The following is a 26831-nucleotide window of genomic DNA, read 5'->3' on the forward strand; positions in this document are numbered from 1 at the left end:
CGCCGCAACTCGGCCGCCTCGCGCCGCCCGAGGCGGCGAATGGGTGCACCGCAGGTAACCGGTTGGAGACCGACAGGTCACGCCAGATCACACAATGCTTCCATTTCGGCGTGGCTCGGCAGGTAATCACCGGTCAGGGCGGCATTATTGCGATCATGCCTGACCTGACCCGCCGGGCGGTGCTGCGGATGGGAGCCAGCGCCGGCCTGGGAGCCGCCGGCGTGTTCGCCTTGAGTGGCCTGCTCGATCCGGTCAGGCCGCAGGCCGCGACGCTGCCGCAGGCTCCGGCCCCGTTCGAGCCGTCCGCGGCGAGCAGCAACCTGCCGACGAAGCTCACCGGTTCGTTCGTCTCCGCCGCCCGCGGCGGCGTGAAGACGAACTACGTGATCGCCCTGCCACCCGGCCATACCGGGACACTGCGCCCCGTGATCGCCCTGCACGGCAAGGACGGCGACGCGAACATGATGCTCGACTGCGGTGTCGAGCAAGGCCTGGCCCAACTGGTCAAGGAGGGCAAGCCGCCGTTCGCGGTGGTGGGCGTCGACGGCGGCAGCGATTCCTATTGGCACAAACGGGCCGACGGCACCGACGCCGGCGCAATGGTGCTCGACGAGCTGTTGCCGATGCTGTCCACGATGGGTTTCGACACCTCCCGGGTGGGTTTCATGGGCTGGTCGATGGGGGGCTACGGGGCGCTGCACCTGGGCGCCAAGCTGGGGCCGGCGCGGACCGCGGGGATCTGCGCGATCAGCCCGGCGCTGTACAGCTCGTTCGCCGACAGCGCCCCCAAGGCGTTCGACAGCAACGACGACTGGACGCAGAACAGCGTGCTGGGCGTGCCGGCGCTGTCGCAGATTCCGCTACGGGTGGACTGCGGCACCTTCGACCGCTTCTATCCCGCCACCCGCCAATTCGTCAGCCAACTCAAAACGCCACCGGTAGTCAGCTTCACGGTCGGCGGACACGACATGACCTGGTGGCGTCTCATGTTGCCCGGCGAGCTCGCCTGGATGGCGACCTAGCGGAGACCCCATGAGCGTCCGGCCCAGCGAACTCACCACCCGCCAAGTGGAGCGGGCGGTGAAGCGGACCGGATTTCGACCCGACATCGAGGGACTGCGGGCGGTCGCGGTCATCGCGGTGGTGCTCTATCACGCGGGCATCCCTGGCGTCAGCGGCGGATACATCGGCGTGGACGTGTTCTTCGTCATCTCCGGCTACCTCATCACCGGCCTGTTGTTCCGGGAGGCGTCCTCCACCAACACCGTTGCGCTGGGCCGCTTCTACGGCGCGCGGGCTCGTCGCCTGCTGCCGGCCGCCGCGGTCGTCGGCGTCCTCACCGCCCTCGGCGCGGCCGTCGTGCTGCCGCCGCTGCAAGCGCGCAGCGTGTTCCTCGACGGCATCGCCAGCGCCCTGTACGTCGGCAACTACCGGTTCGCCACCCAGGGCACCGATTACCTGACCCCGCACCTGGAATCGCCCTTCCAGCACTACTGGTCGCTCGGCGTGGAGGAACAGTTCTATCTGGTGTGGCCGGTGCTGATCATCGGCACCGCCTGGCTGGCGCGGCGCCTTCCGGCGCTGCGGGGCGCCACACCGTATGCGGTGGTCCTGGGCCTGGTGGGGGCGGCGTCGCTGACGGCGGCCGTGCTGTGCAGCCGCACGTCGCCGTCCTGGGCGTTCTTCTCCCTGCCGACCCGCGCCTGGGAACTGGCGGCGGGTGGCCTGCTGGCCCTGTCGATTCAGCAGTGGCACCACCTGTCACTGCGCACCGCGTCGATCGCCGGCTGGGGCGGCCTGGCGCTGATCCTGCTCACCTGCACGCAATTGGACGCGCACACCCCCTACCCCGGCACCGCCGCGCTGCTGCCCGTGCTGGGCACCGCGCTCGTCATCGGCGGCGGCAGCGTCAGCCGCGGCCTGGGGGCCGGCCGGCTGCTGTGCCGGCCTGCGATGCGCGCGATCGGCCGGATCTCCTATTCCTGGTACCTGTGGCACTGGCCGGTGCTGTTGCTGATGCCCGCACTGCTGGGTGAGCCCGCAGGCCTGCCCGCCCGGCTGACCGCGACGGCGGTGTCCGCCGGGCTCGCCATCATCACCTTGCACCTGGTCGAAAACCCGGGCCGGTTCGCCGCCGCCCTGCGCCGGTCGGCGAGGACCAGCCTCGCCGTCGCCGGGGCCGCCAGCGCGGTCGCGGCCTGCGCCTGCGTGCTGTTGCTGAACGCGGTGCCGGTGCCCGTCGGTCATGGGGCGGCCGCCCCGCGGGCCAACATCGTCGCGGTTCCGCCCAGCTCCGCCCCCACCGTCAGCGCACAAGAGGCGGCGGTCCGAGCGGCGTTCGCTCAGGCGCGCGCGGCGGTCGCCGCGTCGGCGAACCTGAAAGCCGTGCCCGCCAATCTCGACCCCCCGCTCGCCAAGGCGTCCGCCGACAAGGCCGCGGTCTTCGTCAACGGGTGCGTGCGCTCCTGGCGCGAGGTCGGGCAAAACGAGTGCGCGACGGGCGATCTCGCGTCGCCGACGACGGTCACCCTGATCGGCGACTCACACGCCGCCATGTGGGACCCGGCCTTTGCGCAGGTCGCCGAGCAGCGCCACTGGCGGTTGGAGACGCTGGCCAAGGTGACCTGCCCCATCCAGGACCTGCACATCGTCAGCCCGTACCTGGGCCGCGAGTACACCGAGTGCGAACAGTGGCGCGGCCAGGTCGTGGCCCGGGTGGCCGCCGAACATCCGCGCCTGGTGGTGGTGGACATGAGCCGGCGTTACGCCGCGGACTTCGGTTTCACCTCCTACGACCCGGCGTGGATCGACACCCTGGGCCGCACCGTCACGCAATTGCGCGGCACCGGCGCTGCGGTGTTGATCCTCGGGCCCGCCCCGGATCCCCATTCGTCGCTGCCCGCCTGCCTTTCCGCGCACCTCGACGACGCCGGCGCCTGCGCGCCGACGCGGTCCGCCGCGGTCAACGACGACGGCATCGCCGCCGAGCGTGCGGCAACCACGGCCGGCGGCGGCCAGTACGCGGATCTCACCGACCTGTTCTGCACCCCCGAGCGCTGCCCGATGATCGTCGGCAACACCCTGGTGTTCCGCGACGACAACCACGTGACGACCGAGTACGCGCAGTTGCTGGCGCCGGTGATCGGCGCGCTCGCGGACCGGGCCCTGGCGGGTGGGTGAGCGGAAATGAACTTCTGGTGGTTGACGAACGTCATATCAGCGAAGGGTTTTGGGAGGTTGTAGGGGATGACTCCGCTGCTGCTGGCCTGCATTGCGGCCGCCGCTCCAGTCGCCGGGTTCGGCTTGCTGAATTTGCAAGCCCGCCTGGAGCGATGGGACTACGAGCGCCACGCCGAGGACTGAACCCCAGTCGTAAATCCGCGTGGCCGCGCCCGGACTCTGCGCGCTTTTGCTGATGTTTTGCCGCTCACCGCGGCCGCATGCTGGCTAACATGATCGACATCGATTCGTCGGCGGACATGCCGCTGCTGGACTGGAGCGAGCAGAGCTTGAGCGAGCTGCCCACTGGGACGGTGACGTTGCTGCTTGCCGACGTCGAAGGCTCGACCCGGCTGTGGGAAACCCAGTCCGACACCATGACGGCGGCCCTCGAGCAACTGAACCAGACCGTCAACGGCCTGGTCGCCGCCCACGGCGGGGTGCGGCCGGTCGAGCAGGGCGAGGGCGACAGCTTCGTGATCGCCTTCGCCCGCGCCAGCGACGCCGTCGCTTGCGCCCTGCAGATCCAACTGTCCGTACTCCCGCCGATCCGGATCCGAATAGGCGTGCACACCGGCGAGGTCCAACTGCGCGATGCCGGCAACTACGCCGGGCCCACGATCAACCGGACGGCGCGGCTGCGCGACCTCGCCCACGGCGGGCAGACGGTGCTGTCCGGGGCCACCGAACCGCTGGTCGTCGACCGGCTACCGGCCGACGCCTGGCTGATAGACCTGGGCGTGTACCCCTTGCGGGATCTGCCGCGCCCCGAACGCGTCGTGCAACTCAACCATCCCGGCCTGCGTGCGGAATTCCCGCCGTTACGCACCACGAACGCCGTTGCGGCGTCTCATCTTCCGGTCCAATTGACCAGCTTCGTCGGCCGTGGCGACCAGATCAGCGACATCGGACAGATCCTGCGGGACAACAGGGTGGTCACCCTGACCGGCGCGGGCGGAGTCGGAAAGACACGGTTGGCGGTGCAGGTCGCGGCGCGGGTGTCCGACGAGTTCCCCGGCGGGGCCTGGTTTGTCGATCTCGCCCCGGTCACCAACCCCCTCGTCGTGCCCGTCACCGTGGCGCGCACCCTGGGCCTTGCCGATCAGCCGGGCCGCTCCACGATGGAAACGGTGGCGAAATTCGTCCGGGACCGCAAAATGCTACTGCTGCTGGACAATTGCGAACACCTGCTGGATGCGAGTGCCGAGCTGATCGTCGCCCTGCTCGATGCCGGGCCGGGCGTCACCGTGTTGGCGACCAGCAGGGAACCGATCGGCATGGCCGGGGAACTGACCTGGCGGGTGCCGTCGCTGACGGTCGACGGCGAGGCCCTCGAGTTGTTCGCCGATCGTGCCCGCCGCACGAGACCGGATTTTCAACTCACCGAAGACAATTCGTCCGCGATCGCTGAGATCTGTCAGCGCCTGGACGGCATGCCGCTGGCGATCGAGCTGGCCGCCGCGCGGACCCGCACGCTGTCGCTGACCCAGATCGTCGACGGGTTGCACCACAACTTCCGCCTGCTGGCCGGGGGCGCGCGCACCGCGGTCCGCCGCCAGCAGACGCTGCGCGCATCCATCGACTGGTCCCACGCCATGCTCACCGAGCCGGAACGCATACTGTTTCGCCGGCTGGCGGTGTTCATGGGAGGGTTCGACCTGGATGCCGCGCACGCCGTGGGCGCCGACGCCGGGGTCGAGCACTTTCAGCTCATCGACCTGCTCGGGCTCCTGGTCGACAAGTCGCTGATCGTCACCGAGGAAATCGACGGCATGATGCGCTACCGGCTGCTGGAGACCGTCCGGCAGTACGGCCTGGAAAAGCTGGCCGAGTCGGGTGAAGCCGAGGCCGTGCGCATTCGCCACCGCGACCACTACACCGCCGCCGCGGCGGAGCTGGAATCGCGGATGCGTGGTGACGGCTCCCCGCTGGTCCCCTGGGCCGAACTCGAGATGGCCAACCTGCGGGCGGCCCACGCCTGGAGTTGCGACGCCGGGGAGTTCGACCCGGCGCTGCGGCTGGTGTCGGCGCTGCAGCGGGTCTGGCTGACGCGTGGCCGGTTTCGCGAGGGCGTGACGGGGTTCGATGCCATCTTCAGCGACGAGCGGTACCGCGACGCGGACGTCGCGCCCCAGGTCTGGGTGCGGGGGGTCGCCGACGCCGGGCTGCTCGGGGTCTGGTCCTCGGTCCCGTTCAGCCTGCAGCGCGCGCAACAGGCCCTGGCTACCGCGCGCCAGCTCGGCGACGAGGCGCTCGTCGTGCACAGCTTGATGACCTGCGGCATGTTGGCGGTGGGCAACCCCACGTTGGCCGAACCGTACTTCACCGAGGCGGCGGATCTCGCACGCACATCGGGTGACCTCGCCGCGCTGGCGCAGCTGCGCGCCTACCAAAGTTTCACGTGTGCCGTCGGGGGTGACATCATCGCCGCGCAGGCGGCGGGCGAGGAGGGACGAGACCTCGGCGACGCGCTCGGCGACAGCTTCGCGTCCCGTTACAGTCGTACGTTCCTCGGCAGCACGCTGGCAATGCGAGGCAGGCTGACCGAGGGCCTCGAGATGTCGCGTTCGCTGGTCGAGGAGGCGCGAGCGGCCGGGGACCGCCCCATGGAGGTCTTCGGTCAGATCATCTGCGCGCAAGCGCTCGCGTCGATCGGCGATGCCGTTGCGGCGCGCACCGCAGCGCACACCGCCCTGGAAATCGGCGCCGCGCTGGGCGGTTTCCACGAGGACTCGGCCTATACGTTCCTGGCCATCGCCGAACTGGCCGCCGGTGACGCCGCGGCGGCCAGACAGGCCTGCGACGCGGCCTGGCGGTCCACGTATCCGTTGAAGGAACTTCTCAACCGGTGCACGGTGCCCATTGCCGACGCGGCGCTGGGCTGTGGCGACCTGGCCGCCGCCCGACGCTGGGCGGACGACACCGTCGCGGTCGCGCCGGGATCGCAACGGATGCTGGCGCTGACGTCGCGCGCCCGGGTCGCCGTCGCCCAGGGCGAGCCGCAGCAGGCCGAAACCGATCTGCACGACGCCGTCGCGGTCGCCGAGCGCACCGGCGGACACGTGTTACTTCCGGACGCCCTGGAGGGTCTCGCGGCGCTGGCCGCCGACTCCAACCCCGAGCACGCGGCCCGGCTTTTCGGTGCGGCAAATGGCATGCGGCAACGCCATGGCTCGGTGCGCTTCAAGGCTTTTCAACCGGCTTACGACGCGGCGCTGTCAACGGTTCGGGAAACCCTGGGGCAGGACGACTTTGAAGCCGCGTGGTCAGCGGGGCGTGCCCTGTCCACCGCGGAGGCCATCGGTTACGCGCAGCGGGGTCGCGGCGCGCGCGGGCGACCGGCCAGCGGTTGGGAGTCATTGACGCCGACCGAGATCGACGTGGTTCGCCTCGTCAGCGAAGGGCTGCCCAACAAGGACATCGCCGCGCGAATGTTCATCTCCGCGCGCACCGTCCAATCTCATCTGACGCACGTCTACGCCAAACTCGCCGTGTCGTCGCGGGTGCAGCTCGCTCAGGAAGCCGCCCGCCACACCTAGGCCGACAGCTGGGTCCGGATGAGCGGCGCGATCTTGTCCGCCATGTATTGGTGCCCGGCGTCGTTCGGGTGCACGCCGTCCGCGCCGATCAGGTCGGGCCTGCCGACGAACCAGTGTTCGGCGATCGGGTCCACCCACGTCGCCCCCGCGGACCCGGCCGCCGCGGCGAGCGCGTCGCGAATCAGCAGGATCGGGAGGGGCACGTCTGCCGTCGGCCACGGCGGCCCGATCACCAGAAACCGCGCGGACGGCGCCAGACGCCGGGCCAAATCGAATGTGCTGCGGGCTTTTTGACCGATCACACCCGGATCGATCGGCTCGTCGTTGCGCGAGCCGAAAAAAACCACCAGGACATCGTCGGCCTGCACGGCCCGGGAGGTCAGGTCCTCGAACACGCTGCCGTGGTCACCCGGCATGCCGTAACCGGCCCGGCCCTCGGCCGCCACGTCGGCCGAGATCCGCTCGCCCCGCGCGGCGAGCCCGTCCCACGCGCGGGCGGGCCACGACCTCGAGCCCAACCCGCCCTCGCCGGTGCCGGTGGTGTAGGAATCCCCGACGACCGCCAGATGGTTCAACCGGAAATCCAGGGTCAGCGTGTCGTAGGTGCGCACCTGGGCGGGATAGGCGATGCCGACGCCGACCAGAAAGGTCAAACCGATGACGAAGGTGGCCAGACGACTCACTACTACCTCCCTCCCCCGTCAACGGCATCGTCATGTGCCACTGCGTTCCATCGATTATCGCCCGCGATTCGCGGCGGGGCGCTAAGACAACCCTCACACGGCGCGGGCTGAAACCTTTTCCAGCGAACGGTCGATCGGATGGACCTTGCCACCCGCGGCCTCTTCGGGTTCGCTTCTCGCGGTGACGGCTTTGACATCCACCATCTTGCGCATCCAACGACGCGCGGGCTCTTCGACGAAGTGATACATCGCGATCGAGATCAACACGGCGATCGCGAGCAGGCCGATGACGTTCCACTTCCACGGATTGTCCTGTGGCCTCAGCTCGAATTGCTCGACGGACCAGCCCCAGGCGGTGTGCACCAGCTCGTGAACCATGTACAGGCAGAACGAGATCTGCCCGCCGTACACCATCAACCGCGTTGAGAGCGCCCTCGGCAGGCTCCCGACGCCGATCGCCAGCGTGATCACCAACGGAATGAACAGGATGTCGACCACGCCGCCGCTGTCGTTCTCCACGACGCCGGAGATCGGGTGCGCGTCAAACCAATACAGGACGCCCACCATGGCGGCCAGGAGAAACAGGGACAGGTACCCGGCGACGCGGCGGCCGCGATCGGTCAGCCGCAGCCTGCGCACCGCGGCGCACGCCAGCGCGCCGGCGACGAATTGCGTGACGATCCGCGGCAGCCAGCTCCACGGGGTGTAGAAGTGGCCGCTCGCCAGCAACATGACCACGGGCGGCAGCGCCGCCGCGAACGCGAGCACCATCAGGCTGCGCGCCCGCGTGGCCTGCTTCATCCGCAGGATGACCAGCACCAGGAGGCCGAAGAGCAGGTACGCCAGCCATTCGGCGCTGATCGACCAGGCCGGCCCGTCCCAGCTGGAGTCGTCGAAGAACGGGACGAACCACAGCTGCACCAGCAGGATCTGGCGGACGTAGCTGATCGCGGTGAGCTGACCGGCGTCGGGCGACGGCACATGGCCGACGTGCAGCGTGAAGATCACCCACAGGGCGGCGAGGTGCAGGGTGACCAGGTACACCGGCCACACCCGGGCCAGCCGCAGCCACAGGAAGTGCAGGGTGGCGCGCGTCGACCACGACCGGCCCATCCGGTCCAGGTAGTTCCAGGTCAGCACGAACCCGCTGAGGATGAAGAAAAGGTCGACGCCCTGGGCGCCGCAGTTGAGCACGGGCGCGAGGGCGTCGCGGAAGTCGGGCCCCACGTCGCCCAGCATCGGCCGGAAGTGGAAGAGCACTACCCAGAGCGCGGCGACGATGCGAAGTCCCGTCAGGGCCTTGATCTCTCCCCTGATCTCTGCGCCGCGCACGATGCTCTTTCCGCCTGGACTTCACGTTCGCCTGGTAGCTCGGCTGACCGGGCGACCTCGCGCTGTCACAAGTCCCCGCCTCGCAACCGGTAGCCCTGGCAGCCTAGCAGCGCAACCGCCGTGACGCCCGGACGGTTGTGGTGTGGCACGCGGACTTTCGCGGCGAATCGGCCCCGGACCAACTTTGCTCGTATCGGCGCGGAATGGCGGCGAAAATCGCTTCTTAACAAAACGTTAGATGCGGCTTTCACCCTCCTTAAGCTTGCGGTTTAGCGTCAAAGCCATAGCGAGCGCCACGGAGAGTGAGGGGTGCCCATGACGATCGCCGATGTCCTGACACGGGATCAGAACGGCATCTTCCAGTGCGGCGGCGCATGGGTTCGGGCTCACCGCCGCCAATTGGCGACCGTGGTGACGATCCGGGGGGAAATAAGCGCCTGCAATGCGGATCAGGTCGGCGAGCACATTCGGCGTTTCATCCTCGGAGAGGACCGCGTGGTGCTCGACATGGGCGACGTAAGCGAATTTGCTACGGCGGGCATTTCACTTCTGGAAACCTTCGATGACGCGTGCCGCGCCGAGGGGGTGCAGTGGACCTTGGTGGCAAGCCCGGCGGTCGCCGAACTGGTGGCTGACGGCGGGTTCTCCGGCAATTACTCGGTGCCCGAGGCGCTGCACGACCTGGCCGACGCGATCGCCAGCCGCCGTCGCATGGCGTTGCCGCTGGTCAGGATGTCTTAGCGCGCCGCTCACGGCGCTGCCTGGAGATTCCCACCACCGCCAGCACCCCTGCGCTGGTCAGCAGCAGCAGGGCCAGCAAGAGCAGCTGCGGGTCATACACCGTCGACGTGGTGAACGGCTGCCCGTCCGCGATCGGCGCCACCGCCACGGTGTGGTGCGACCGCGCCCAGCTGACTCCCGCGCCGATCAGCGCCGCGCAGGCCAGGGCGAGTTCGACCAACGCCCTGTTGCTCCGGTAGCGGGCGCTCACTGCGCGGACCCGGCGTCGTCGTCACGGTCGAAGTCGGTCACGTCGGCAGGCTCGACCCGCTCCTGGACCAACGGGGTCAGGGCCGCGCGGAGCTCACGGTGCCGGCGCGCCCACGCCTGCGCGTAGCGCGCGCCGGTCAGCTTCAGGCCGATGCCGATGCGGCCGCGCGGCACCCCGACCAATTCGCCGAGGGCCCGCGCCGACTGCCACCGCGCCAACTCCTTGCCGGAGGCTTCGTGGTTCTCCGGTTCCGGGTACACCTTGAGGATCTCGCGCACCAGGATGGTTTCGGTGCCCTGGCGCAGGGCGTCCTCGGTGAGTTCGACCGAGACGTGGATCCGGGCCGCCTTCACCTGCAACCCGACGAACCCCGATACCAGGACCAAGAAGATCAGCGGGATCAGGAACGACACGGGCGCACCGCTCCAGATTTCGATCAGGATCATCGCGCCCGCGGCCACCGGGCCCCACAGCACCCAGATCCAGCTGGCGCCCGGTTCGTAGAACAGCGGCTTGCGTTCCGCGGCCGTCGACTCGGAATTCACAGCAAGCCCCATCTCACGAAAGCCAACCCGCCACGTCGGCGGCCCAGTAGGTCAGCACAATATCGGCTCCGGCCCGGCGAATGCTCGTCAATGACTCGAGAGCCGCGACCCGCTCGTCGATCCAATTGTTGGCGGCCGCAGCGCAAATCATGGCGTACTCCCCCGAGACCTGGTAGGCCGCCACCGGCACCGGCGACACCTCCGCCGCGGCGGCCACCACGTCGAGGTAACCCAGCGCGGGCTTGACCATCAGGATGTCCGCGCCCTCGTCGAGGTCCAGCCGGATCTCGCGCAGCGCTTCGCGGAAGTTGCCCGACTCCTGCTGATAGGTGCGCCGGTCGCCGGACAGGCTGGAGCTGACCGCCTCGCGGAACGGGCCGTAGAACGCCGAGGCGAACTTCGCGGCGTAGGCGAGGATGACCACGTCGGTGTGGCCCGCGGCGTCCAGGCCGTCGCGTATCGCGGCCACCTGGCCGTCCATCATCCCGCTCGGGCCCACCACGTGCGCGCCCGATTCCGCCTGCGCCACAGCAAGTTTCACGTAGCGAGCCAACGTGGCGTCGTTGTCCACCCGGCCCCTGGCGTCCAGGACGCCGCAGTGGCCGTGGTCGGTGAATTCGTCCAGGCAGGTGTCGGCCATCAACACCGTCGCATCGCCGAGATCCTTGGCCAGGTCGCGCAGGGCGAGGTTGAGGATGCCGTCGGGATCGGTGCCCGCCGACCCCGTCGCATCCTTGTCTTCGTCCCGGGGCACCCCGAACAGCATCAGCCCGCCCACCCCGGCTGCGACGGCGTCGGCCGCCGCGCTGCGCAGCGAGTCGCGGGTGTGTTGCACCACGCCCGGCATCGACGCGATCGGCCGTGGTTCGTCGATACCGTCGGCGACGAACATCGGCAGCACCAAATGCCTTGGCTCCAAAGATGTTTGCGCCACCAGGCGACGCATCGCGGGGGTGGAGCGGAGCCGGCGCGGACGCTGCCGCGGGTAGGCCATGGGCTAGCTCCTCTGGTGGCGGCCCACTAGCGCCTGCGGCTCTTCTTACGCGGCGGTGGCAGCGCGCCCTCGGCGCGCAACCGGGCGGCGTGCTCGGCCAGGGCATCGACCAGCGGGCCGACGGCGGCCGTCTCGGGCTGCACGTCCACCCGCAGCCCGAATTCCGCGGCGGTCTCGGCCGTCTTGGGACCGATGCAGGCGATGATCGTCCGCGCGTGCGGCTTGCCGGCGATGCCGACCAGGTTGCGCACGGTGGAGCTGGAGGTGAAGCACACCGCGTCGAAGCCGCCGGTCTTGATCATCTCCCGCGTCTCCGCCGGCGGCGGCGCGGCCCGCACCGTCCGGTAGGCGGTGACATCCTCGATCTCCCAGCCGCGCTCGCGCAGTCCCTCGGCCAGCGTCTCGGTGGCGATGTCGGCCCGCGGCAGCAGCACCCGGTTCACCGGGTCGAAAATGCTGTCGTAGTCCGGGAAGTCGTCCAGCAGGCCGAGTGAGGACTGTTCGCCCGCAGGCACCAGCTCGGGGCTGATGCCGAACGCCCGGACCCGGTCGGCCGTCGACTCGCCGACACAGGCGATCTTGACGCCCGAGAACGCCCGCGCGTCCAGACCGAACTCGCCGAACTTCTCCCACACCGCGCGCACCGCATTGGTGGAGGTGAACACCACCCACTGGAAGCGGCCGTCGACCAGACCCTTGACGGCCCGCTCCATCTGGGCGGGGCTGCGGGGCGGCTCGACGGCGATGGTCGGCACCTCGATCGGCAGCGCGCCGTAGGACGTCAGCCGCTCGCTCATCTCGCCGGCCTGGTCCTTGGTGCGCGGCACCAGCACCGTCCAGCCGTACAGCGCCCGGCTCTCCCACCAGTTCAGCTTCGCCCGGCTGGCCACCGTCTTGCCGATGGTCACCACCAGCGGCCCGGTCAACGGGCCCGCCGGGTCCGTCCCGCCCAGGACGGCCGAGTCGGTCAGACCGCCCAGCGTGGTCTCGATCGACCGCTGCTGGCAGGTGGTGCCGTGCGCGGTCACCACGCACGGGGTGCTCTCGGAGAGCTCGTGCTCGATCAGGGTGCGCGCCGCGTCGGCCAGATGCGACGTGGTGGCCTGCAGGATCAGCGGGCCGGGCGCGGCGGCCAGAGCGTCCCAATCCACGTTCGGGTCGCGCACGTCGGCGACCGTGTGCGACGAGCCCAGCGGCAGACCCGCGTAGCTGGGCACGGCGCCGGTCGGCGCCAGGCCGGGCACGATCTCGATGTGCAGGTGGCTCCGCGCGACGGCGTTCACCTCGGTGATCACCGCGTCGACCGTCAGCGGGTCGCCGGCCACCAGCCGCACCACGTCGGCGCCGGCACGGGCCTCGGCGGTCAGCGTCTTGGCCACCTCGGTCGGCTCGCCGAGCGCCGGGCGGACATCCGGACCGGCCGATATCACCGCGGGCTGCTCCGCTCCGCCGGTGGGCGCGTCACCGTTGCCGGCGGCGGCCTCGGCCGGCGCCGGGCCGGAGACGGGTGGTAGGTCCTTGCCGATCAGCGCCAGCACCGGCTCCGGCACGTCGGGGTCGGTGAACACCAGGGCGGCGTTCGCCAATACCGTCGCGGCCCGGGTGGTCAACAGACCCGGATCGCCGGGTCCGGAACCCACGTACGTGATGCGGCCGGGTCTCGGCTTACGCCCTCGCGTCGTCATTGTCGCTCCCACGTCACTCGCAATTAATTTCCTCGGTTCGGGTCCTGCCGCGCTTCGGCCATCAGCTCTCGGGCGCCGAGTTCGAACAACTCCGCGGCGACCGATACCCCCAGCTCGCGCGCCCGGTCGGCGGTGCCGATGCCGGACGCGCGTATCACGTCGGACCCGTCCAGCGCCGCCACGCAACCGCGCAGCGACAGCTCTTCGAAGACGCGGCCGTCCTCATCGATGGACTCGACCACCTCGGCGATCGCGCCCACCGGTGCGGAGCAACCCGCCTCCAGTTCGGCCAGCAGGGCTCGCTCCGCGGTGACCGACGCGCGCGTGTCGGCGTCGTCCAACTCCGCCAGCACCGCCGCCAATTCATCACCCGCGCGGCATTCGACGGCGAGCGCGCCCTGAGCCGGTGCTGGCAACATCTGCACCGGCTCTAACGTCTCGGTGACATCGTCGAGGCGACCGAGCCGGGCCAGTCCGGCCCGAGCCACCACGATCGCGTCGAGATCACCATTGCTTACCCTGTTCAACCTGGTATCTAGGTTGCCTCGTAGGGGGCGGATTTCCAAACCGAGACCCAATGCCCTAAGCTGCGCGGCCCTGCGCGGGGACGACGTGCCCACCAGCGAACCCGGCGGCAACTCCCCGAGCACCAGCCCGTCGCGGGCCACCACCACGTCGCGGGGGTCGTTGCGGGGCGGTATCGCCGCGATCGTGAACCGCGGGTCGTCCGCCGTGGGCAAATCCTTGTGCGAGTGCACCGCGGCGTCCACCCGGCCGTCGTCCATGGCCTCGCGCAGTGCGGTGGTGAAGGCGCCGACGCCCAGGGTTTCGATGGGCGCCGACGAGCGGTCGCCGGCGGTGGTGATGATCACCAACTCCGCGGGGTGACCGTTGGCGATCAGGGCGTCCCTGACGACGCCGGCCTGGGTGGTGGCCAACAGACTGCCCCGGGTGCCTATCCGGATCACATTCGCCAATCGGCTACTCGGCGGTGGGTTCTTGCGTTCCGGCGTCGAATCCCGTTGCTATGACGGGCAATTCGCCCGCAGCGACGGCGTCGACGGCGGTCTGGTCGAGTTCGAAGAGTTCGCGCAGCGCTTCGGCGTAGCTATCGCCGCCGGGGGCGCTGGCGAGTTGTTTGATCCGCACGGTCGGCGCGTGCAGCAGCTTGTCCACCACCCGCCGCACGGTGCGCGCCACCTCCTCGCGGTGGGCGCTCTGAAGGCCGGGCAGCCGGTTGTCCAGGCGCAGCAGCTCCGCCTCCACCACGTCGGCGGCGCGCTGGCGCAGCGCGGTCACCGTCGGGGTGACCTCGGCCATCCGCTGGCCGGCCAGGTAGGCGGCCACTTCGGCGGCCACGATGTGGCGCGCGGCGTGCACGTCGGACGCGGCGGCGTGCGCCGACGGCTCGTGCTGCACGCGGTCCACGTCGACGACCCACACACCGGGCAGGCCGGCGACCGCCGGATCCACGTCGCGCGGCATGCCCAGGTCGCAGATCACCAGCGGACGCGTCGACTCGTCGCGGCGGGCGGCGGCCAGCGCGTGGTGCACGTCGGCCAGTGTGATCACCGGGCTCACCGCGCCGGTGCAGCTGACCACGACGTCGGCGTCGGCGACCGCGTCGGCCAGCCGGTCGAGGGCCATCGCGTCGGCCTGCACACCGGATTCGCGGATCTTGCGGGCCAGCCGCTGCCCCCGGGACAACGACCGATTCAGGACGTGCACCCGCCGGACACCGGAGCGGGTCAGGTGGGCCGCGGCCAGGGCGCCCATCGCGCCGGCGCCGACCAGCGCGGCGGTCTTGCCCTCCAGGCCGCCCAGCCGGCGCTCGGCCATGTCGAGGGCGACCGACACCACCGAGGCGCCGGCCGCATCGATCGCGGTCTCGGAATGCACCCGCTTGCCCACCGACAGCGCCCGTTGGGCCAGCTCGTGCAGCACCCGCCCGACGGTCCGATTGCCTTCCGCGGTGGCATACGCGCGGCGCACCTGGCCGAGCACCTGCTGCTCACCCACCACGGCGGAGTCCAGCCCGCTGGCCACCGCGAACAGGTGCTCGACGGCGGCCTCGCTGTACCGGACGTACGCGTATTTGGTCAGGTCCCCCATCGACATTCCGGAGTGATCCGACAGCACCTGCCCAATGGCCGCCAACCCGCCGTGGAACGCGTCCACCACTGCATAGACCTCGACCCGGTTGCATGTCGACAGCACCATCGCCTCGGTCACCAGCGGCGACTGCAACACTCGGTCGACGATCTTGCCCTGATCGGATTCGTCGATGCTGAGTTGTTCCAGGACGGAGACCGGCGCACTGCGGTGCGAAACCCCGAAGAGCAAGACGCTCACGGCAGCATCACCTGGCCAGCTCCCTTGCTTCCTCCAGTAACTGAACTGGTTTCCAAGGTAATCGTTTATCAGGTGGGCTACCAAATAATTGCCCGGTGGTCCTCATCTCCCCAGATCCGCGCGCAGCCGCGGCTCGTCGAGGTCCCAGTAGCTGTGCTCGCGGCCGTCGAGCAGGATCACGGGCAGCCGGTCACCGAATTCGGCCCGCAGCGCCGGGTTGCCGGCGGCCGCGGCGGCGTCGACGTCGGTCGTCGACAGGTCGAAGCCCAGCTCGGACGCCAGTTCCTCGAGCCGGTCGTGCACCCGCACGCAGAGGGTGCAGCCGTCGCGAGTCAGCAGTTCCACCTGCGGCCGTCGGGGGGCGTCGGTCATGGCCATCAGTCTGGCACCGGTGACTTGTGGGGACATCTGGCCGGCGTTACTTTCCGGTCATGGCCCTGCGAGTTGACCCGGCGGTGATGCAGAGTCACGCCGTTTCCACCGCCGGCGCGGCAGAGCACCTTTCGAGCCGCCTCGCTCAGCTGGACGATCAGGTGGGGCAGATGCTGGGCGGCTGGCAAGGCGCGTCCGGGACGGCGTATTCCTCCGCGTGGGAACTCTGGCATCGGGGCGCTCGCGAGGTTCAGCTGGGGCTGTCGATGTTGGCGCGCCTCGTGGGTGAGGCCGGCGAGGGCTATCAGGCCAACGAGGCCGGGTCCGCCGCGGCGGAGCGAGCGGTGCGCGGTGGCTGAGGCGTTTCGGGTGGATCCGCAGGCGTTGGCCGACTCGGTGCAGCGGATGGCCGACTTTCAGCGCTACGCCGAGGACATGATCACCGAAATCGATTCCCGCGTAACGCGTTTGCACACCACGTGGACGGGTGAGGCCGCGGCCGCGCACGCCGAGTCGCATCAGCACTGGGTGCGCGGCGAGGCGATGATGCGCGAGGCGCTGGCGCAGTTGAAGAAGGTTGCCGCGACCGCGCACGGCAACTACACCGGGGCGATGTCGACGAATCTCGGCATGTGGTCGTGACCAGATGGCGCCGCTGGCGTGTGACGCGACTGCGCTAGACCGCGCCGGTGCCACGGTGCTGGCCACCGGCGAGTCCATGGGATCGGTGATTTCGGCGTTGACGGCGGCGCTGGCCTGCAGCGCGGGCACGAGCTTCATGGCCACCGAGACCGCCGCGGGCGGCGGCACCATGGCAATGCTGTTGGCGGAGGCCACGCCAACACTCGACGATCAACGCGAGCAAAGCTCTCAGGAAGTCGACTCCGCCTACACCACAGATGCGAGCGGACATTGTCGAGTGTGCAGCTAGCTTCACGCTCGGCGCCGAGTGTGCGGCTAGCTTCACACTCGACAGCGCGGCATAGCCGACGCCCCGCGGCACAACCGCCGGATAGGGTTGGATACCGGGACCCACTGGGTCGCCAGGCAACACAGCGATCTAGGAGGTTTGGCGATGACTTCCTCTGACCCCGTCGACGGAGACGTCAGTCGCGCTGACCTGGAGTCGCTGGCCGCCGACGCCAGCGCGGCCCGTGCGCTGGAGGACCTGCAAGCCGAAAAGGCCGCCACCGACGAGGACCGGCCCCAGCCGCCGATCGACCTGACCGCGGCCGCCTTCTTCGACGTCGACAACACCCTGGTGCAGGGCTCCTCGGCGGTGCACTTCGGCCGCGGGCTGGCCGCGCGCAACTACTTCACCTATCGCGATGTGCTGGGTTTCATCTATGCCCAGGCCAAATTCCAGGTCCTCGGCAAGGAGAACAGCAACGACGTCGCCGCCGGCCGTCGCAAAGCGCTCGCCTTCATCGAGGGCCGCTCGGTCGAACAGCTGGTGACGCTGGGCGAGGAGATCTACGACGAGATCATCGCGGACAAAATCTGGCCGGGCACTCGCGAGCTGACGCAGATGCACCTCGACGCGGGCCAGCAGGTGTGGCTGATCACCGCCACCCCTTACGAACTCGCGGCGACCATCGCGCGGCGGCTCGGCCTGACCGGCGCCCTGGGCACCGTCGCGGAGTCCGTCGACGGGGTGTTCACCGGCCGGCTCGTCGGCGACATCCTGCACGGGACCGGAAAGGCGCACGCCGTGCGGTCGCTGGCGATCCGGGAGGGCCTGAACCTCAAACGCTGCACGGCCTACTCCGACAGCTTCAACGACGTGCCCATGCTCTCGTTGGTGGGCACCGCCGTCGCGATCAACCCGGACGCACGCCTGCGCACACTGGCCCGCGAACGCGGTTGGGAGATCCGGGACTTTCGCACCGCCCGCAAGGCCGCCCGGATCGGGGTCCCGTCGGCGTTGGCGCTCGGTGCGGCCGGTGGTGCACTGGCCGCGGTGGCTTCCCGGCGGCAATCGCGCTGATAGGCTGCGCCGCTGAGACCTATTCGAGCGGAGAGCGACAGCGCTATGACAATCCCCAAGGGAGCCGAAGGGCTCATCGGCAGCCATTACCGGGCGCCGGATTACTTCCTCGTCGGCCGCGAGAAGATCCGGGAGTTCGCCCTCGCCATCAACAACGACCATCCGACGCACTTCAACGAGGCCGACGCCGCCGCGGCCGGATACGACGCGCTGGTGGCCCCGCCCACGTTCCTCGCCATCGCGGGCCGGCGCGTGCAGCTGGAGATCTTCACCAAGTTCAGCATTCCGATCAACATCGCGCGGGTCATGCACCGCGACCAGAAATTCAAGTTCCACCGGCCGATCGTCGCAGGGGATAGGCTTTACTTCGACACCTATCTAGACTCGGTCATTGAGTCCCATGGCGCCGTGATCACCGAGATCCGTAGCGAGGTCACGGACGCCGAGGGCAAACCGGTCATCACCAGTACAGTCACGATGCTGGGGGAAGCCGCAAACAACGATGCCGACCACGAAGCAACCGTCGCGGCAGTCGCGTCCATATCAGCGGGAAAGTCCATATCAGCGGGAAAGTAGGTTCGAATCAATGACGTCACAGGGGGAAAGCGGTAGCACGCAACTGAAGCCGCCGGTCGAGAAGGTCCGGTCGCACTACGACAAATCGAACGAGTTCTTCAAGCTCTGGCTCGACCCGTCGATGACCTACAGCTGCGGCTATTTCGACGAGAATCCGGACCCCCAGAACCTGACCAAGACGCTGGAAGAGGCGCAGTACGCCAAGCGCAAGCTCGCGCTGGACAAGCTCAACCTCGAGCCAGGCATGACACTGCTCGACATCGGCTCCGGGTGGGGTTCGACGATGCGGCACGCGGTGGCCGAGTACGACGTCAACGTCATCGGCCTGACGCTCAGCGAAAACCAGTACGCCCACTGCGTGGCCGAGTTCGACAAGATGGACAGCCCCCGCCGCAAAGAGGTGCGGATCCAGGGCTGGGAGGAATTCCCTGGCGACGTACCGATCGACCGCATCGTGTCGCTGGGTGCGTTCGAGCACTTCGCCGACGGCGCCGGTGACGCCGGGTACGAGCGGTACGCCACCTTCTTCAAGAAGTACTACGACCTGCTGCCCGACGACGGCCGCATGCTGCTGCACTCGATCGTGGTGCCGTCCGCCGAAGAGGGCAAGAAGATGGGCTTGCAGGTGAACATGACCCTGCTGCGGTTCATCAGCTTCATCCTCAAGGAGATCTACCCGGGCGGGAAGCTGCCTCAGGTCGACCTGGTCGACAAGTACGCGACCGACGCCGGTTTCAAGATCGAGCGCCACCACTTCATCGGCAAGAACTACGTCCCGACGCTGACCGCCTGGGGCGACGCGCTCGAGGCGCACAAGGAAGAGGCGATCGCGCTGAAGGGGCAGGAGACCTACGACATCTACCTGAAGTACTTGCGCGGCTGCTCGGACCTGTTCCGCGACGGCTACACCAACGTCTGCCAGTTCACGATGGTCAAGTAATTCGCCCGAAAAACGCCCCGGAAGCCATTGGCTCCGGGGCGTTTTCGCGTCGGCACCAAGCCGGATAGCGAACCGGGCGGGGCCGGTAAACGAAAAGCGTCAGCCGAAGAAGATGTTGCGACGGCCGGCGAGCAACCGGTACAGCGTCTGCTGGATGGTCTCGCGCACCTGATCGGTCAACTCGAAGGTGACCATCGGGTCCTCGGCGTCGGACGCGGCGTAGTCGTTGGTGTAGATCGGCTCGCCGAACGCGATGCGCCACTTCGACGGCAGCGGCACCAGGCCCGCCGGCCCGGCCAGCGGGAACAGCGGCGTGATCGGGAAGTAGGGCAGCCCGAAGAGCCGCGCCAGCAGCTTCACGTCGGTCAGCATCGGGTAGATCTCTTCCGAGCCGATGATCGAGCACGGGATGATCGGCGCCTTGGTGCGCAGCGCCGCGGTGACGAATCCGCCGCGGCCGAACCGCTGCAACCGGTAACGGTCCTCGAAGCGCTTACCCAACCCCTTGTAGCCCTCGGGGAACACGGCGGTCAGTTCGCCGGCGGCGAGCAGCCGGTGCGCGTCCGTGGTGCAGGCCATGGTGTGGCCGGCCTTGCGGGCGGCTTCACCCACGACGGGCAGGTCGAACACCATGTCGGCGGCGAGCAGCCGCAGGTCGCGCTGCGCGGGGTGCTCGTCGTGGACGGCGACCGACAGCATCAACCCGTCGAACGGCAAGACCCCGGCGTGATTGGCCACCACCAGTGCGGCGCCCTCGCTGGGCAGGTTTTCGACACCACTGACCTCCACCCGGAACCACGACCGGAAGAAGAACCTCAGCAACGGCCGCACGATCGCGCTGTTGAAGTGCGGATCGAAACCGAACTCGTCGACGGTGTAGTCGCCGGTGAGCCGCTGGCGCATGAACCCGGCCACTGCGGCCACGCGCTGGGCGAAGTCGTTGAGCGGCACCTCCGACGAGCCGGCGCCGGCCGCACGCCGATGCTCATCGATCTCGCGAACGACGGCGGCGATCTGCTCGGCCGACGCCCGACCATTCGGATCCGAGAGCAAGGAGGGATGCTGGCGGGCGGACTCCGCGCGCTGATCGGCTCTCCGGCGTGCTGCTACCCGACCCCGATTCGTATGCAGCGGAATAACATTCGCTCTGCTTTCACCCGCCACGATTCCTACCTGACCCCACCCCACGGAATTGGATTTCGGCTGCCCCAGCGCTGAGCTAGGGATATGGCGCGACCTTCCAAGGAGCGTACCCGATGCGGATCGATAATGGGAGTCATGCCGCGGCCGCGAACGTAGTCGTCGAAGGCCTCGGCGGTCGTCCATTTCGGCTGATAGCCCAGCTCCGTCCGCATCCGGGTGGTGTCCATGACGCGGCCGTAACTCAGGTAGGCGAACTGATCGCGGCTGATCTCGTTGTAACGGTTAGCCCGTCTCAACGAATCGAGCGCCCACACGCCAAAACCGGGCACTGGCAACGGAATCCGGCCGGCCCGGCGGATCGCTTGCGACAGCATGATGATGCCGTCGGCGCCGATGTTGAACGTGCCGGCCTTGCCGGCCATCGCCGCGCGATCCAGCGCGCCCAGCGCATCCTGCTCGTGGAGCAACTGCAGCCGCGCGTCGCGGCCGAACATCGTCGGCACCAACGGCCCGGCCAGGTACCGCGACAGCGTGGTGTCCATAGCGGGTCCGATCATGTTGGCCAGCCGCAGGATCGTCACCGCGATATCGGGCCGACGGCGGCCCAGTCCGCGGGCATAGGCCTCGATGTCCAGGCTGTCCTTCGCGAAACCGCCGCGCAAGGGCCGGCGGCTCGTGCTGTCCTCGGTGAACATCACCGGATCGTGCGCGCTGGACCCATACACCTCAGACGTCGACTTGAGCACCACGCGCCGCACCGAGGGCGCCTTCTGACAGGCGGCGAACAGCTGCATCGCACCCATCACGTTGATTTCCTTCAACGCCGCGGTGCCCCCGGACCGCGGGGCGTACGACGCCGCGGCCGCGTGCACCACGGTGTCCACCTCGCCGTTGCGAATCACTTTGGCGATGAACGGGTTACGGATGTCGGCGCGGACGAACTCCGCGCGCCCCATCCGGCGGAGCATGTCCTTGCTGGGCGCGATCGCGTCCACGGCGATGACCGCGTTGATCATCGGGTTCTGCGCGAGCCGGGCCGTCAGGTAGCCGCCCAGGAACCGGCACGCACCGGTGACCAGCACCACCTTGGGGTAGTGCACCGTGTTGCTCGCGGTGTCGCCGGTTCCGGCGCCATCCCCACTCGACTGATCCACCCAAACAGCCTATCGACTCGGCAGAGACCGCAGCGGATGCCGCGGGCGGGCCTACTTGCCGAGTTTTCTGCGCTGCACCCGAGTGCGGCGCAACAACTTGCGGTGCTTCTTCTTCGACATGCGCTTGCGCCGCTTCTTGATTACTGAACCCATGAACTCCGCTATCTGACCCGTGACCTGTTTGCAGGATTGACCCGGACACTTTACCCGGCGGGACGCACCGAACACCAAACGGCGTCGGCGACCACCGAGCGAAGAGCGAAGTGCGGTTTCGGGTCAGCCCGCGTCGAAGTAAGACGTCTCCAGCATGTCGTGCACCGCCTTGGCGTGTACCCGGAAAGACCGCCCGACCCGGACCGCGGGCAGCTCGCCGTTGTGCACCAGCCGGTACACCGTCATCTTGGAGACCCGCATCAACGCGGCCACTTCGGCGACGGTCAAGAATTGTGTCCTGCCCTGCTGGCCCTCGCCGGAACCGGTGTCCCGCTTACCAGCAGAATCGCGCGCCGATGGCCCGTTCGTAGACGTCATCGCAACCCAATCGTGTCAGGCACCCGCAATGCCAGCGGCTTCCCCTCCGCTGGCACCCACACGTGCATACAAAGAGGAGAATAGCGGGACTAATGGGGTTACTGGTACTGGTGGGGGACAATCAGTTCAAATTTCTTGGATTACTCCGATGTAATTCTTAGCTGCTCAGAGCGCGTTTTGGCGGCCTGAACGGCCGCGTCGACGGCCGTCCGCAGGCCGCCCCGTTCCAGTTCCCGCAGCCCCGCGGCGGTCGTGCCGCCGGGTGAGGTGATGGTCGCCCGCAGCTGCGTCGCCGTGGCGTCCACGCGCAGCCCCGGGGTCTCGCCCTCCCCCGGCCGCCTGTCGGCGTCCATCCGTTCCAGCAGCATCGCCGCGGATCCGGCCATCGTCTGCGCCGTCAGGTCGGTGGCCACCTCCCGGCTCAGCCCGGCGGCCACCCCGGCGTCGATCAGCGCCTCGACCATCAAGAAGAAGTAGGCCGGGCCTGACCCCGACAGCGCGGTCACGGCGTCCATCTGGGCCTCGGGCACGGTCAGCACGCCACCGACGGAGTCGAACAGGGCCGATACCCCCTCGAGTTGCGGGGCGGTGACGAACCGGCCCGTGGCCAGCGCGGTCACCCCCGCGCCGACGAGCGCCGCCGCGTTGGGCATCGCCCGGACCACCGGCGTCCCGGCGGGCAGCTTCGATTCGAAATACGAGATGCCGATGCCCGCCGCGACGGTGACGAACACCTGCTCGGCGGTGTCGCTCTCGGACGCCGCCGCCGCCCGGGTCAGCTCCGCCAGCACCGGCTCCACGTCGGTGGGCTTCACCGCGACCACCACGAAGGACGCGTTCTCCGCCGCGTCGGCCACCGAGGTGATCAACACCGAATAGGTGTCGGCCAGGTACTGGGCGCGCTCGGGCACGCGTTCGGCCACCACCAGGTCTTTGACCTGCCGGCCCGCGCGCAGCAGACCCGACAGCAGTGCCTCCCCGATGCTGCCGCCACCGATGATCGCGATTCTTGCCATGCCCGACAGCATCGCAGACACCGGCGTCTAACCAGCGGCAGGGACCAGCGCCAGTTGACGGGCTTGCACCACGAGGCGGCCCAGGCTGTCGACGACGGTGTGGTCCTCGTCGAACCAGTCGTGCCCGATCTCCGTGCAGGTCGCGATGATTCGCAGCCACCCGTCGGCGGGCAGCCCGCGCAGGAAGGCGGTCAGTTGGACGGTGGGCGCCCAGCCGGTGCGTTCCACGGCGAAGGTCACCGGCGCCGACAGATCCCCGCACATCAGCGCGAACAGGGCGTCCGGGGCGACGTCGCGGGGGCGCGCCCACATCTGGATCACCGGCGGGCCCCCGTCGGCCGTCGGACCCAGCGTCGACAGCACCGGTCGGACGTCGCAGCCCTCGCCGAGGTGCACCAGGCCGGCCAGCGGGTGGCCCGGCCCGATCGGGGCGATGTCGTCGGGCGGCTCGGGCGCCATCAGGTCCACCACCGGGTTGGCCGACAGCAGGGGCTTGGCGTCACCGTCGGGCGGAAAGTGTTCGGGCTCGCCGAGGTTGACTACGGCGTGCACGGCGGTCCGATCACCCTGGGTGAGCTCGACGTCGACGACGCTGATGCGGCGGCCGCGCTTGCGGATCGACGTCACCAGGTGCATCGGCCCCGGATCCGGGGCCCACAGGAAGCTCGCCGACACCGCGACCGGCTGCTGAACCGGTTCGAACTCGCTCGACGGCCCACCGCAGGCGGTGCGGGCGGCATTGGCGCAGAGCGCCAGCATGGCGCCGCCGTGCACCTTGGGACCGATGGTCCAGTGCTTGTCGAGCTCGCCCTCGAAGACGCCGGGGCCGACCTCCCGCAATGCCATCGCGGTGGTGAATAACGCGTTCATGGTCTCCTGGGTCTGTCAGCGCAGCAGGTGCGTGCGGGCGAACTGCAGCGATTCGGCGAGCATGCTCTCGCGCTCATTGGCTGAACGCGCGCTGGACGTGGAAACTTCCAGGATGACGTGGCCGGCGAAGTGGCTGCCGGCCAGCATCTGGCACACCTCGGCGGTGGGCTGGGTGCCGCGCCCGGGCACCAGGTGCTCGTCGGCGGGCAGGCCGCTGCCGTCGCACAGGTGCAGGTGCACCAATCCGCCGCCCATCCGCTGCGCCATGTCCAGCGAGTCGCTGCCCGCGGTCGCGGTGTGGGACAAGTCCAGCGTGTAGTGGGCGTGGTTGCCGTCCAGCGGGTCGTAGGAGGGTGCGAACGCCGAGATCGCCGGGCCGGGGCCGCCGCCCCGCCTGCGCATCCGCTCCAGCGATTGGCCCGAGCCGAAGAACCGGTCCGCCCGGAACGGGAACATGTTCTCCACCGCGATCAGCACGTCACTCGAGGCTTCCAGCTCGGCGACCTGGTCGCTGAACCCCTCGGCGTAGCGCCGCTGCCAGCGAAAAGGCGGATGCACGACGACGGTCTGCGCGCCGAGTTGTTCGGCGGCCCGCACGCTGCGGTCCAGCTTGGGGATCGGGTTGGCGCCCCAGACCCGCTGCGAGATCAGCAGGCAGGGCGCGTGCACGGACAGCACCGGGACGCGATAGCGCCGGGACAGCTTTTCGATGGCGTCGATGTCCTGGCTGACCGACTCGGCCCACACCATCAGCTCGACGCCGTCGTACCCGAGCCGCGCGGCGTACTCGAACGCGGCCTCGGCCCGCAATGGGTACACCGAAGCCGTTGAGAGTCCGACTTTGATAGCTGGGCGCAACGGTCTGTGTGGTCCCCGGTCCGCCTAGCCCGACTGCAACGACAGCGCCAACGGGCCCAGGGTGATCAGCGCCCCCACCGCGACCGCGATCAATGTGCTCGCGATGTCCTCGGTCTTGCGCACCACCCGGACGCCGACGACCAGGCCGAGGATCACCAGCACCGAGAGCACCAGCGCCACGATGCTGTTCCAGCGCCACAGCTCGTCGAAGGCGACGAACAGGCCGGCGCCGAAGGCCACGGCGAGGATCGACTGGAAGACGACCAGGCTGCCGCGCCACAACGCCTCGAACCTGCCCGGGCCCGCGTGGGCGTCGGTCGCCGTGGCCACCCCCTCGGTCGCGCCGTCGGGGGGGTCCTCGTCGCGCTCCTCGTGCGGCAACAAACCGGCGGCGAACGGGTCCTCCGCGTCCTCTTCGTCCTCGTCGGCCTCGGTCTGCAGGTAGGAGCGCACATAGGCGGAATCCTCCAGCGCGGGCTCGGCGTCGCGGACCTCCGAATCCATCACGTCCACCGGCAGATCGGTGTAGTGGTCCAGCGGATCGGGATTCATGTCCTCGGCGCCCGATTGCCCGATGCCGTTGGTCTCCCCCGCCTCGCCGTGGCTCATCGGGCGCGGGTACGCGCTGCGCTCGGGGCCGGAGGCCTTCTTGGGCTGAGACGGCGACTTGGGCCAACGCGGCTCGGGCTGCGACCAGTACGCGGCCGCGGGCTTGTCTTCGGTTTGCTGCTCGGCCTCGGTTTCCTCGGCGGCCGGCCGTTCGGCCGTGCGCGGGTCCTCGTCGTCGTCACGGATGATCGGGATCTCACCGGTCAGCTCGGCGACGGTGACCGCGTCGCTATCGCCGCGCCGCCTGCGCCTGCGCCGCGTGACCGCGGGGGCGCCGATGGTTCCGTTCCTGGCCAGAAGTTCGGCCACCGAGATCGGCCGAGTGCCGGGGCTCTCGGTCTCGGAGTGTGGTCCGGTCATGCTTTGTCGCCTCTCGATCGGTTGCCGTCCCGATCACCTGCCTGCCCTCCAGCATCGCGCACGGATCGCTTCATGAGGGGCGTTCCGTCGGCTTCGCTGTCGAGTTTGCGCAAGATGAGACCTTCCCGTAACGCCCACGGGCAGATATCCACCGATTCGATCGACAGCGCTCGCATACTCGCCTCCGCCACCAGCGCACCCGCCACGATCTGTGGCGCGCGCTCGGCGCTCACCCCTTCCAGTTCTGCCCGGTCAGCGGTCGTCATCCTAGAGATGAAAGATATGAGTTGCCTGAGGCCGTTTGCTGTGAGCGTCCTCTTCACCCGCGGTCCTGCAGCCGACGGCGCCGCGCCCGTCAGCCGCGCGAGCGAGCGAAACGTCTTCGACGTCGCCACCGCCAGGTCGGGCGCGCCGGCGTCGAGCACCTGCTCGCTGGCCTCGGCGAGCTCGGCGTCCAGCCAGTCCCGCAGCATCCCGACCCTGCGCCGCCCGGGCGGGTCGTCGGGTAGCCATTCGCGGGTCAGCCGGCCGGCGCCCAGCGGCAAAGACAGCGCCACCTCGGGCTCCTCGTCGACGCCGCTGGACATCTCGAGCGAGCCGCCGCCGATGTCGAGGTTGATGATCCGCCCCGCGCTCCAGCCGTACCACCGGCGCACCGCCAGGAAGGTCAGCCGCGACTCGTCGACCCCGCTGAGCGCCTCCAGCTCGACGCCGGTTTCCTTGCGGACGCGGGCGAGCACGTCGTCGGAGTTCACCGCGTCGCGCAGCGCCGAGGTGGCGAACGCCATCAGCTCGGCGCACCCGGAGCTGTCCGCGATCTTGGCGAACTCGTCGATCGTGGAGATCAGCTTCTCGGCGCCGCGCTTGGTGATCTTGCCCGAGCTGTCGATCGACTCGGCCAATCGCAGCGTGGCCTTCGTCGAACTCATGGGCGTGGGATGCCCGCCACGGTGCGCATCAACCACCAAGAGGTGAACCGTGTTGCTGCCCACGTCGAGCACGCCCAATCGCACGGGAAACAACCTAGTCGGATACGGGTGGGCCGCGCGTTGCGGCCCGCTGGGGACGTTGCCGA

27 protein-coding genes and 1 pseudogene are annotated in these 26831 nt (G+C 69.1%); 10 read left to right on the plus strand and 18 right to left on the minus strand.

Going from position 1 to position 26831, the window contains the following annotated elements; genetic code table 11:
- Window positions 1–146 precede the first annotated feature (146 nt).
- From A9X03_RS22335 to A9X03_RS22345, 3 genes are all read left to right on the plus strand, one after another.
- Window positions 147–1022, plus strand: coding sequence for an esterase family protein (locus tag A9X03_RS22335; protein ID WP_197499192.1), 876 nt, complete (start codon window positions 147–149; stop codon window positions 1020–1022).
- A 46-nt stretch (window positions 1023–1068) separates the two neighbouring features.
- On the plus strand, window positions 1069–3180 hold the full coding sequence (locus A9X03_RS22340; protein ID WP_197696126.1) for an acyltransferase family protein: 2112 nt from the start codon (window positions 1069–1071) through the stop codon (window positions 3178–3180).
- Window positions 3181–3440: 260 nt separating this feature from the next.
- A complete protein-coding gene (locus tag A9X03_RS22345; RefSeq protein ID WP_082974558.1) occupies window positions 3441–6758 on the plus strand; it encodes a LuxR C-terminal-related transcriptional regulator in 3318 nt (1105 codons plus the stop codon).
- Here A9X03_RS22345 and A9X03_RS22350 read toward each other — a convergent pair.
- Together A9X03_RS22350 and A9X03_RS22355 are read right to left on the minus strand one after the other, a co-directional pair.
- Entirely contained in the window at window positions 6755–7441 is a 687-nt protein-coding gene (locus A9X03_RS22350; protein WP_067756009.1) for a GDSL lipase, read from the minus strand. The genes A9X03_RS22345 and A9X03_RS22350 overlap by 4 nt on opposite strands.
- A gap of 93 nt (window positions 7442–7534) precedes the next feature.
- Window positions 7535–8773 carry an acyltransferase gene (locus A9X03_RS22355; protein ID WP_067756007.1) on the minus strand — a complete coding sequence of 413 codons (1239 nt, stop codon included), beginning with the start codon at window positions 8771–8773 and terminating at the stop codon, window positions 7535–7537.
- A gap of 315 nt (window positions 8774–9088) precedes the next feature.
- Here A9X03_RS22355 and A9X03_RS22360 point away from each other — a divergent pair, with 315 nt between their 5' ends.
- Window positions 9089–9514: an STAS domain-containing protein gene (locus A9X03_RS22360; protein WP_067756028.1), complete on the plus strand. Its 426-nt coding sequence runs from the start codon at window positions 9089–9091 to the stop codon at window positions 9512–9514.
- On the opposite strand, the gene A9X03_RS22365 is transcribed toward A9X03_RS22360, so the two are convergent.
- From A9X03_RS22365 to A9X03_RS22395, 7 genes and pseudogenes are all read right to left on the minus strand, one after another.
- Entirely contained in the window at window positions 9501–9764 is a 264-nt protein-coding gene (locus tag A9X03_RS22365) for a hypothetical protein (RefSeq protein WP_067756004.1), read from the minus strand. The genes A9X03_RS22360 and A9X03_RS22365 overlap by 14 nt on opposite strands.
- The gene (locus A9X03_RS22370) at window positions 9761–10273 is read right to left on the minus strand and encodes a DUF3093 domain-containing protein (RefSeq protein ID WP_082950516.1); all 513 of its coding nucleotides are present in this window, start codon (window positions 10271–10273) and stop codon (window positions 9761–9763) included. The genes A9X03_RS22365 and A9X03_RS22370 overlap by 4 nt, the downstream gene beginning before the upstream one ends.
- 49 nt (window positions 10274–10322) lie before the next feature.
- Entirely contained in the window at window positions 10323–11303 is a 981-nt protein-coding gene (gene hemB, locus A9X03_RS22375) for a porphobilinogen synthase (protein WP_082950512.1), read from the minus strand.
- A gap of 26 nt (window positions 11304–11329) precedes the next feature.
- Window positions 11330–12988: a uroporphyrinogen-III synthase gene (locus tag A9X03_RS22380; RefSeq protein WP_068018096.1), complete on the minus strand. Its 1659-nt coding sequence runs from the start codon at window positions 12986–12988 to the stop codon at window positions 11330–11332.
- 23 nt (window positions 12989–13011) lie between these two features.
- On the minus strand, window positions 13012–13956 hold the full coding sequence (gene hemC / locus A9X03_RS22385; RefSeq protein ID WP_068018098.1) for a hydroxymethylbilane synthase: 945 nt from the start codon (window positions 13954–13956) through the stop codon (window positions 13012–13014).
- Between the two features lie 13 nt (window positions 13957–13969).
- Complete coding sequence (locus A9X03_RS22390) at window positions 13970–15340, minus strand: glutamyl-tRNA reductase (protein ID WP_067889020.1); 1371 nt, start codon at window positions 15338–15340, stop codon at window positions 13970–13972.
- Between the two features lie 7 nt (window positions 15341–15347).
- Window positions 15348–15712 (minus strand): annotated as a pseudogene (locus A9X03_RS22395) (glutaredoxin family protein).
- 59 nt (window positions 15713–15771) lie between these two features.
- Here A9X03_RS22395 and A9X03_RS22400 point away from each other — a divergent pair.
- The 6 genes from A9X03_RS22400 to A9X03_RS22425 all read left to right on the plus strand — a co-directional run bounded on the left by A9X03_RS22400 (window position 15772) and on the right by A9X03_RS22425 (window position 19215).
- Window positions 15772–16071 carry a WXG100 family type VII secretion target gene (locus tag A9X03_RS22400; protein ID WP_067889017.1) on the plus strand — a complete coding sequence of 100 codons (300 nt, stop codon included), beginning with the start codon at window positions 15772–15774 and terminating at the stop codon, window positions 16069–16071.
- Window positions 16064–16354: a WXG100 family type VII secretion target gene (locus tag A9X03_RS22405; protein WP_068018091.1), complete on the plus strand. Its 291-nt coding sequence runs from the start codon at window positions 16064–16066 to the stop codon at window positions 16352–16354. The genes A9X03_RS22400 and A9X03_RS22405 overlap by 8 nt, the downstream gene beginning before the upstream one ends.
- A 4-nt stretch (window positions 16355–16358) precedes the next feature.
- Window positions 16359–16643: a hypothetical protein gene (locus A9X03_RS30690; RefSeq protein ID WP_067757712.1), complete on the plus strand. Its 285-nt coding sequence runs from the start codon at window positions 16359–16361 to the stop codon at window positions 16641–16643.
- 144 nt (window positions 16644–16787) lie between these two features.
- Window positions 16788–17699: an HAD family phosphatase gene (locus A9X03_RS22415; RefSeq protein WP_067757709.1), complete on the plus strand. Its 912-nt coding sequence runs from the start codon at window positions 16788–16790 to the stop codon at window positions 17697–17699.
- Window positions 17700–17744: 45 nt separating this feature from the next.
- Window positions 17745–18275 (plus strand): MaoC family dehydratase N-terminal domain-containing protein, encoded by a 531-nt coding sequence (locus tag A9X03_RS22420; protein ID WP_067757706.1) that lies wholly within the window; start codon window positions 17745–17747, stop codon window positions 18273–18275.
- A gap of 10 nt (window positions 18276–18285) precedes the next feature.
- A complete protein-coding gene (locus A9X03_RS22425) occupies window positions 18286–19215 on the plus strand; it encodes a cyclopropane mycolic acid synthase family methyltransferase (RefSeq protein ID WP_067757703.1) in 930 nt (309 codons plus the stop codon).
- Between the two features lie 99 nt (window positions 19216–19314).
- On the opposite strand, the gene A9X03_RS22430 is transcribed toward A9X03_RS22425, so the two are convergent.
- From A9X03_RS22430 to A9X03_RS22465, 9 genes are all read right to left on the minus strand, one after another.
- Window positions 19315–20403 carry a lysophospholipid acyltransferase family protein gene (locus A9X03_RS22430; RefSeq protein WP_197694440.1) on the minus strand — a complete coding sequence of 363 codons (1089 nt, stop codon included), beginning with the start codon at window positions 20401–20403 and terminating at the stop codon, window positions 19315–19317.
- Entirely contained in the window at window positions 20385–21512 is a 1128-nt protein-coding gene (locus A9X03_RS22435) for an SDR family oxidoreductase (RefSeq protein WP_067757697.1), read from the minus strand. The genes A9X03_RS22430 and A9X03_RS22435 overlap by 19 nt, the downstream gene beginning before the upstream one ends.
- A gap of 51 nt (window positions 21513–21563) precedes the next feature.
- Window positions 21564–21665, minus strand: coding sequence for a 30S ribosomal protein bS22 (locus A9X03_RS28755; RefSeq protein ID WP_003402602.1), 102 nt, complete (start codon window positions 21663–21665; stop codon window positions 21564–21566).
- A gap of 123 nt (window positions 21666–21788) precedes the next feature.
- Window positions 21789–22043, minus strand: a complete 255-nt coding sequence (locus tag A9X03_RS22440) for a cell division/environmental response transcriptional regulator (protein WP_046185670.1) — start codon at window positions 22041–22043, stop codon at window positions 21789–21791.
- Window positions 22044–22183: 140 nt separating this feature from the next.
- Window positions 22184–23059, minus strand: a complete 876-nt coding sequence (proC, locus tag A9X03_RS22445; RefSeq protein WP_197694439.1) for a pyrroline-5-carboxylate reductase — start codon at window positions 23057–23059, stop codon at window positions 22184–22186.
- 27 nt (window positions 23060–23086) lie between these two features.
- Window positions 23087–23929 (minus strand): thioesterase family protein, encoded by an 843-nt coding sequence (locus A9X03_RS22450; protein ID WP_067757691.1) that lies wholly within the window; start codon window positions 23927–23929, stop codon window positions 23087–23089.
- 15 nt (window positions 23930–23944) lie between these two features.
- On the minus strand, window positions 23945–24787 hold the full coding sequence (locus tag A9X03_RS22455; protein WP_067757688.1) for a sugar phosphate isomerase/epimerase: 843 nt from the start codon (window positions 24785–24787) through the stop codon (window positions 23945–23947).
- Window positions 24788–24811: 24 nt separating this feature from the next.
- Window positions 24812–25756 (minus strand): hypothetical protein, encoded by a 945-nt coding sequence (locus tag A9X03_RS22460; protein WP_068018082.1) that lies wholly within the window; start codon window positions 25754–25756, stop codon window positions 24812–24814.
- Window positions 25753–26769, minus strand: a complete 1017-nt coding sequence (locus tag A9X03_RS22465; RefSeq protein ID WP_067306251.1) for a Ppx/GppA phosphatase family protein — start codon at window positions 26767–26769, stop codon at window positions 25753–25755. The genes A9X03_RS22460 and A9X03_RS22465 overlap by 4 nt, the downstream gene beginning before the upstream one ends.
- Between the last annotated feature and the right edge of the window lie 62 nt (window positions 26770–26831).

This window comes from Mycobacterium sp. E1715, from assembly GCF_001667625.1.
Lineage (GTDB): Bacteria > Actinomycetota > Actinomycetes > Mycobacteriales > Mycobacteriaceae > Mycobacterium.

Bases quoted from the DNA above. Each gene is read 5' to 3' on its own strand.
- A9X03_RS22345 (WP_082974558.1), top strand. From the start codon at position 3,441: ATGCTGGCTAACATGATCGACATCGATTCGTCGGCGGACATGCCGCTG.
- A9X03_RS22360 (WP_067756028.1), top strand. From the start codon at position 9,089: ATGACGATCGCCGATGTCCTGACACGGGATCAGAACGGCATCTTCCAG.
- hemB (WP_082950512.1), bottom strand. From the start codon at position 11,303: ATGGCCTACCCGCGGCAGCGTCCGCGCCGGCTCCGCTCCACCCCCGCG.
- A9X03_RS22380 (WP_068018096.1), bottom strand. From the start codon at position 12,988: ATGACGACGCGAGGGCGTAAGCCGAGACCCGGCCGCATCACGTACGTG.
- A9X03_RS22400 (WP_067889017.1), top strand. From the start codon at position 15,772: ATGGCCCTGCGAGTTGACCCGGCGGTGATGCAGAGTCACGCCGTTTCC.
- A9X03_RS30690 (WP_067757712.1), top strand. From the start codon at position 16,359: ATGGCGCCGCTGGCGTGTGACGCGACTGCGCTAGACCGCGCCGGTGCC.
- A9X03_RS22415 (WP_067757709.1), top strand. From the start codon at position 16,788: ATGACTTCCTCTGACCCCGTCGACGGAGACGTCAGTCGCGCTGACCTG.
- A9X03_RS22420 (WP_067757706.1), top strand. From the start codon at position 17,745: ATGACAATCCCCAAGGGAGCCGAAGGGCTCATCGGCAGCCATTACCGG.
- A9X03_RS22425 (WP_067757703.1), top strand. From the start codon at position 18,286: ATGACGTCACAGGGGGAAAGCGGTAGCACGCAACTGAAGCCGCCGGTC.
- A9X03_RS28755 (WP_003402602.1), bottom strand. From the start codon at position 21,665: ATGGGTTCAGTAATCAAGAAGCGGCGCAAGCGCATGTCGAAGAAGAAG.
- A9X03_RS22440 (WP_046185670.1), bottom strand. From the start codon at position 22,043: ATGACGTCTACGAACGGGCCATCGGCGCGCGATTCTGCTGGTAAGCGG.
- proC (WP_197694439.1), bottom strand. From the start codon at position 23,059: ATGGCAAGAATCGCGATCATCGGTGGCGGCAGCATCGGGGAGGCACTG.
- A9X03_RS22450 (WP_067757691.1), bottom strand. From the start codon at position 23,929: ATGAACGCGTTATTCACCACCGCGATGGCATTGCGGGAGGTCGGCCCC.
- A9X03_RS22460 (WP_068018082.1), bottom strand. From the start codon at position 25,756: ATGACCGGACCACACTCCGAGACCGAGAGCCCCGGCACTCGGCCGATC.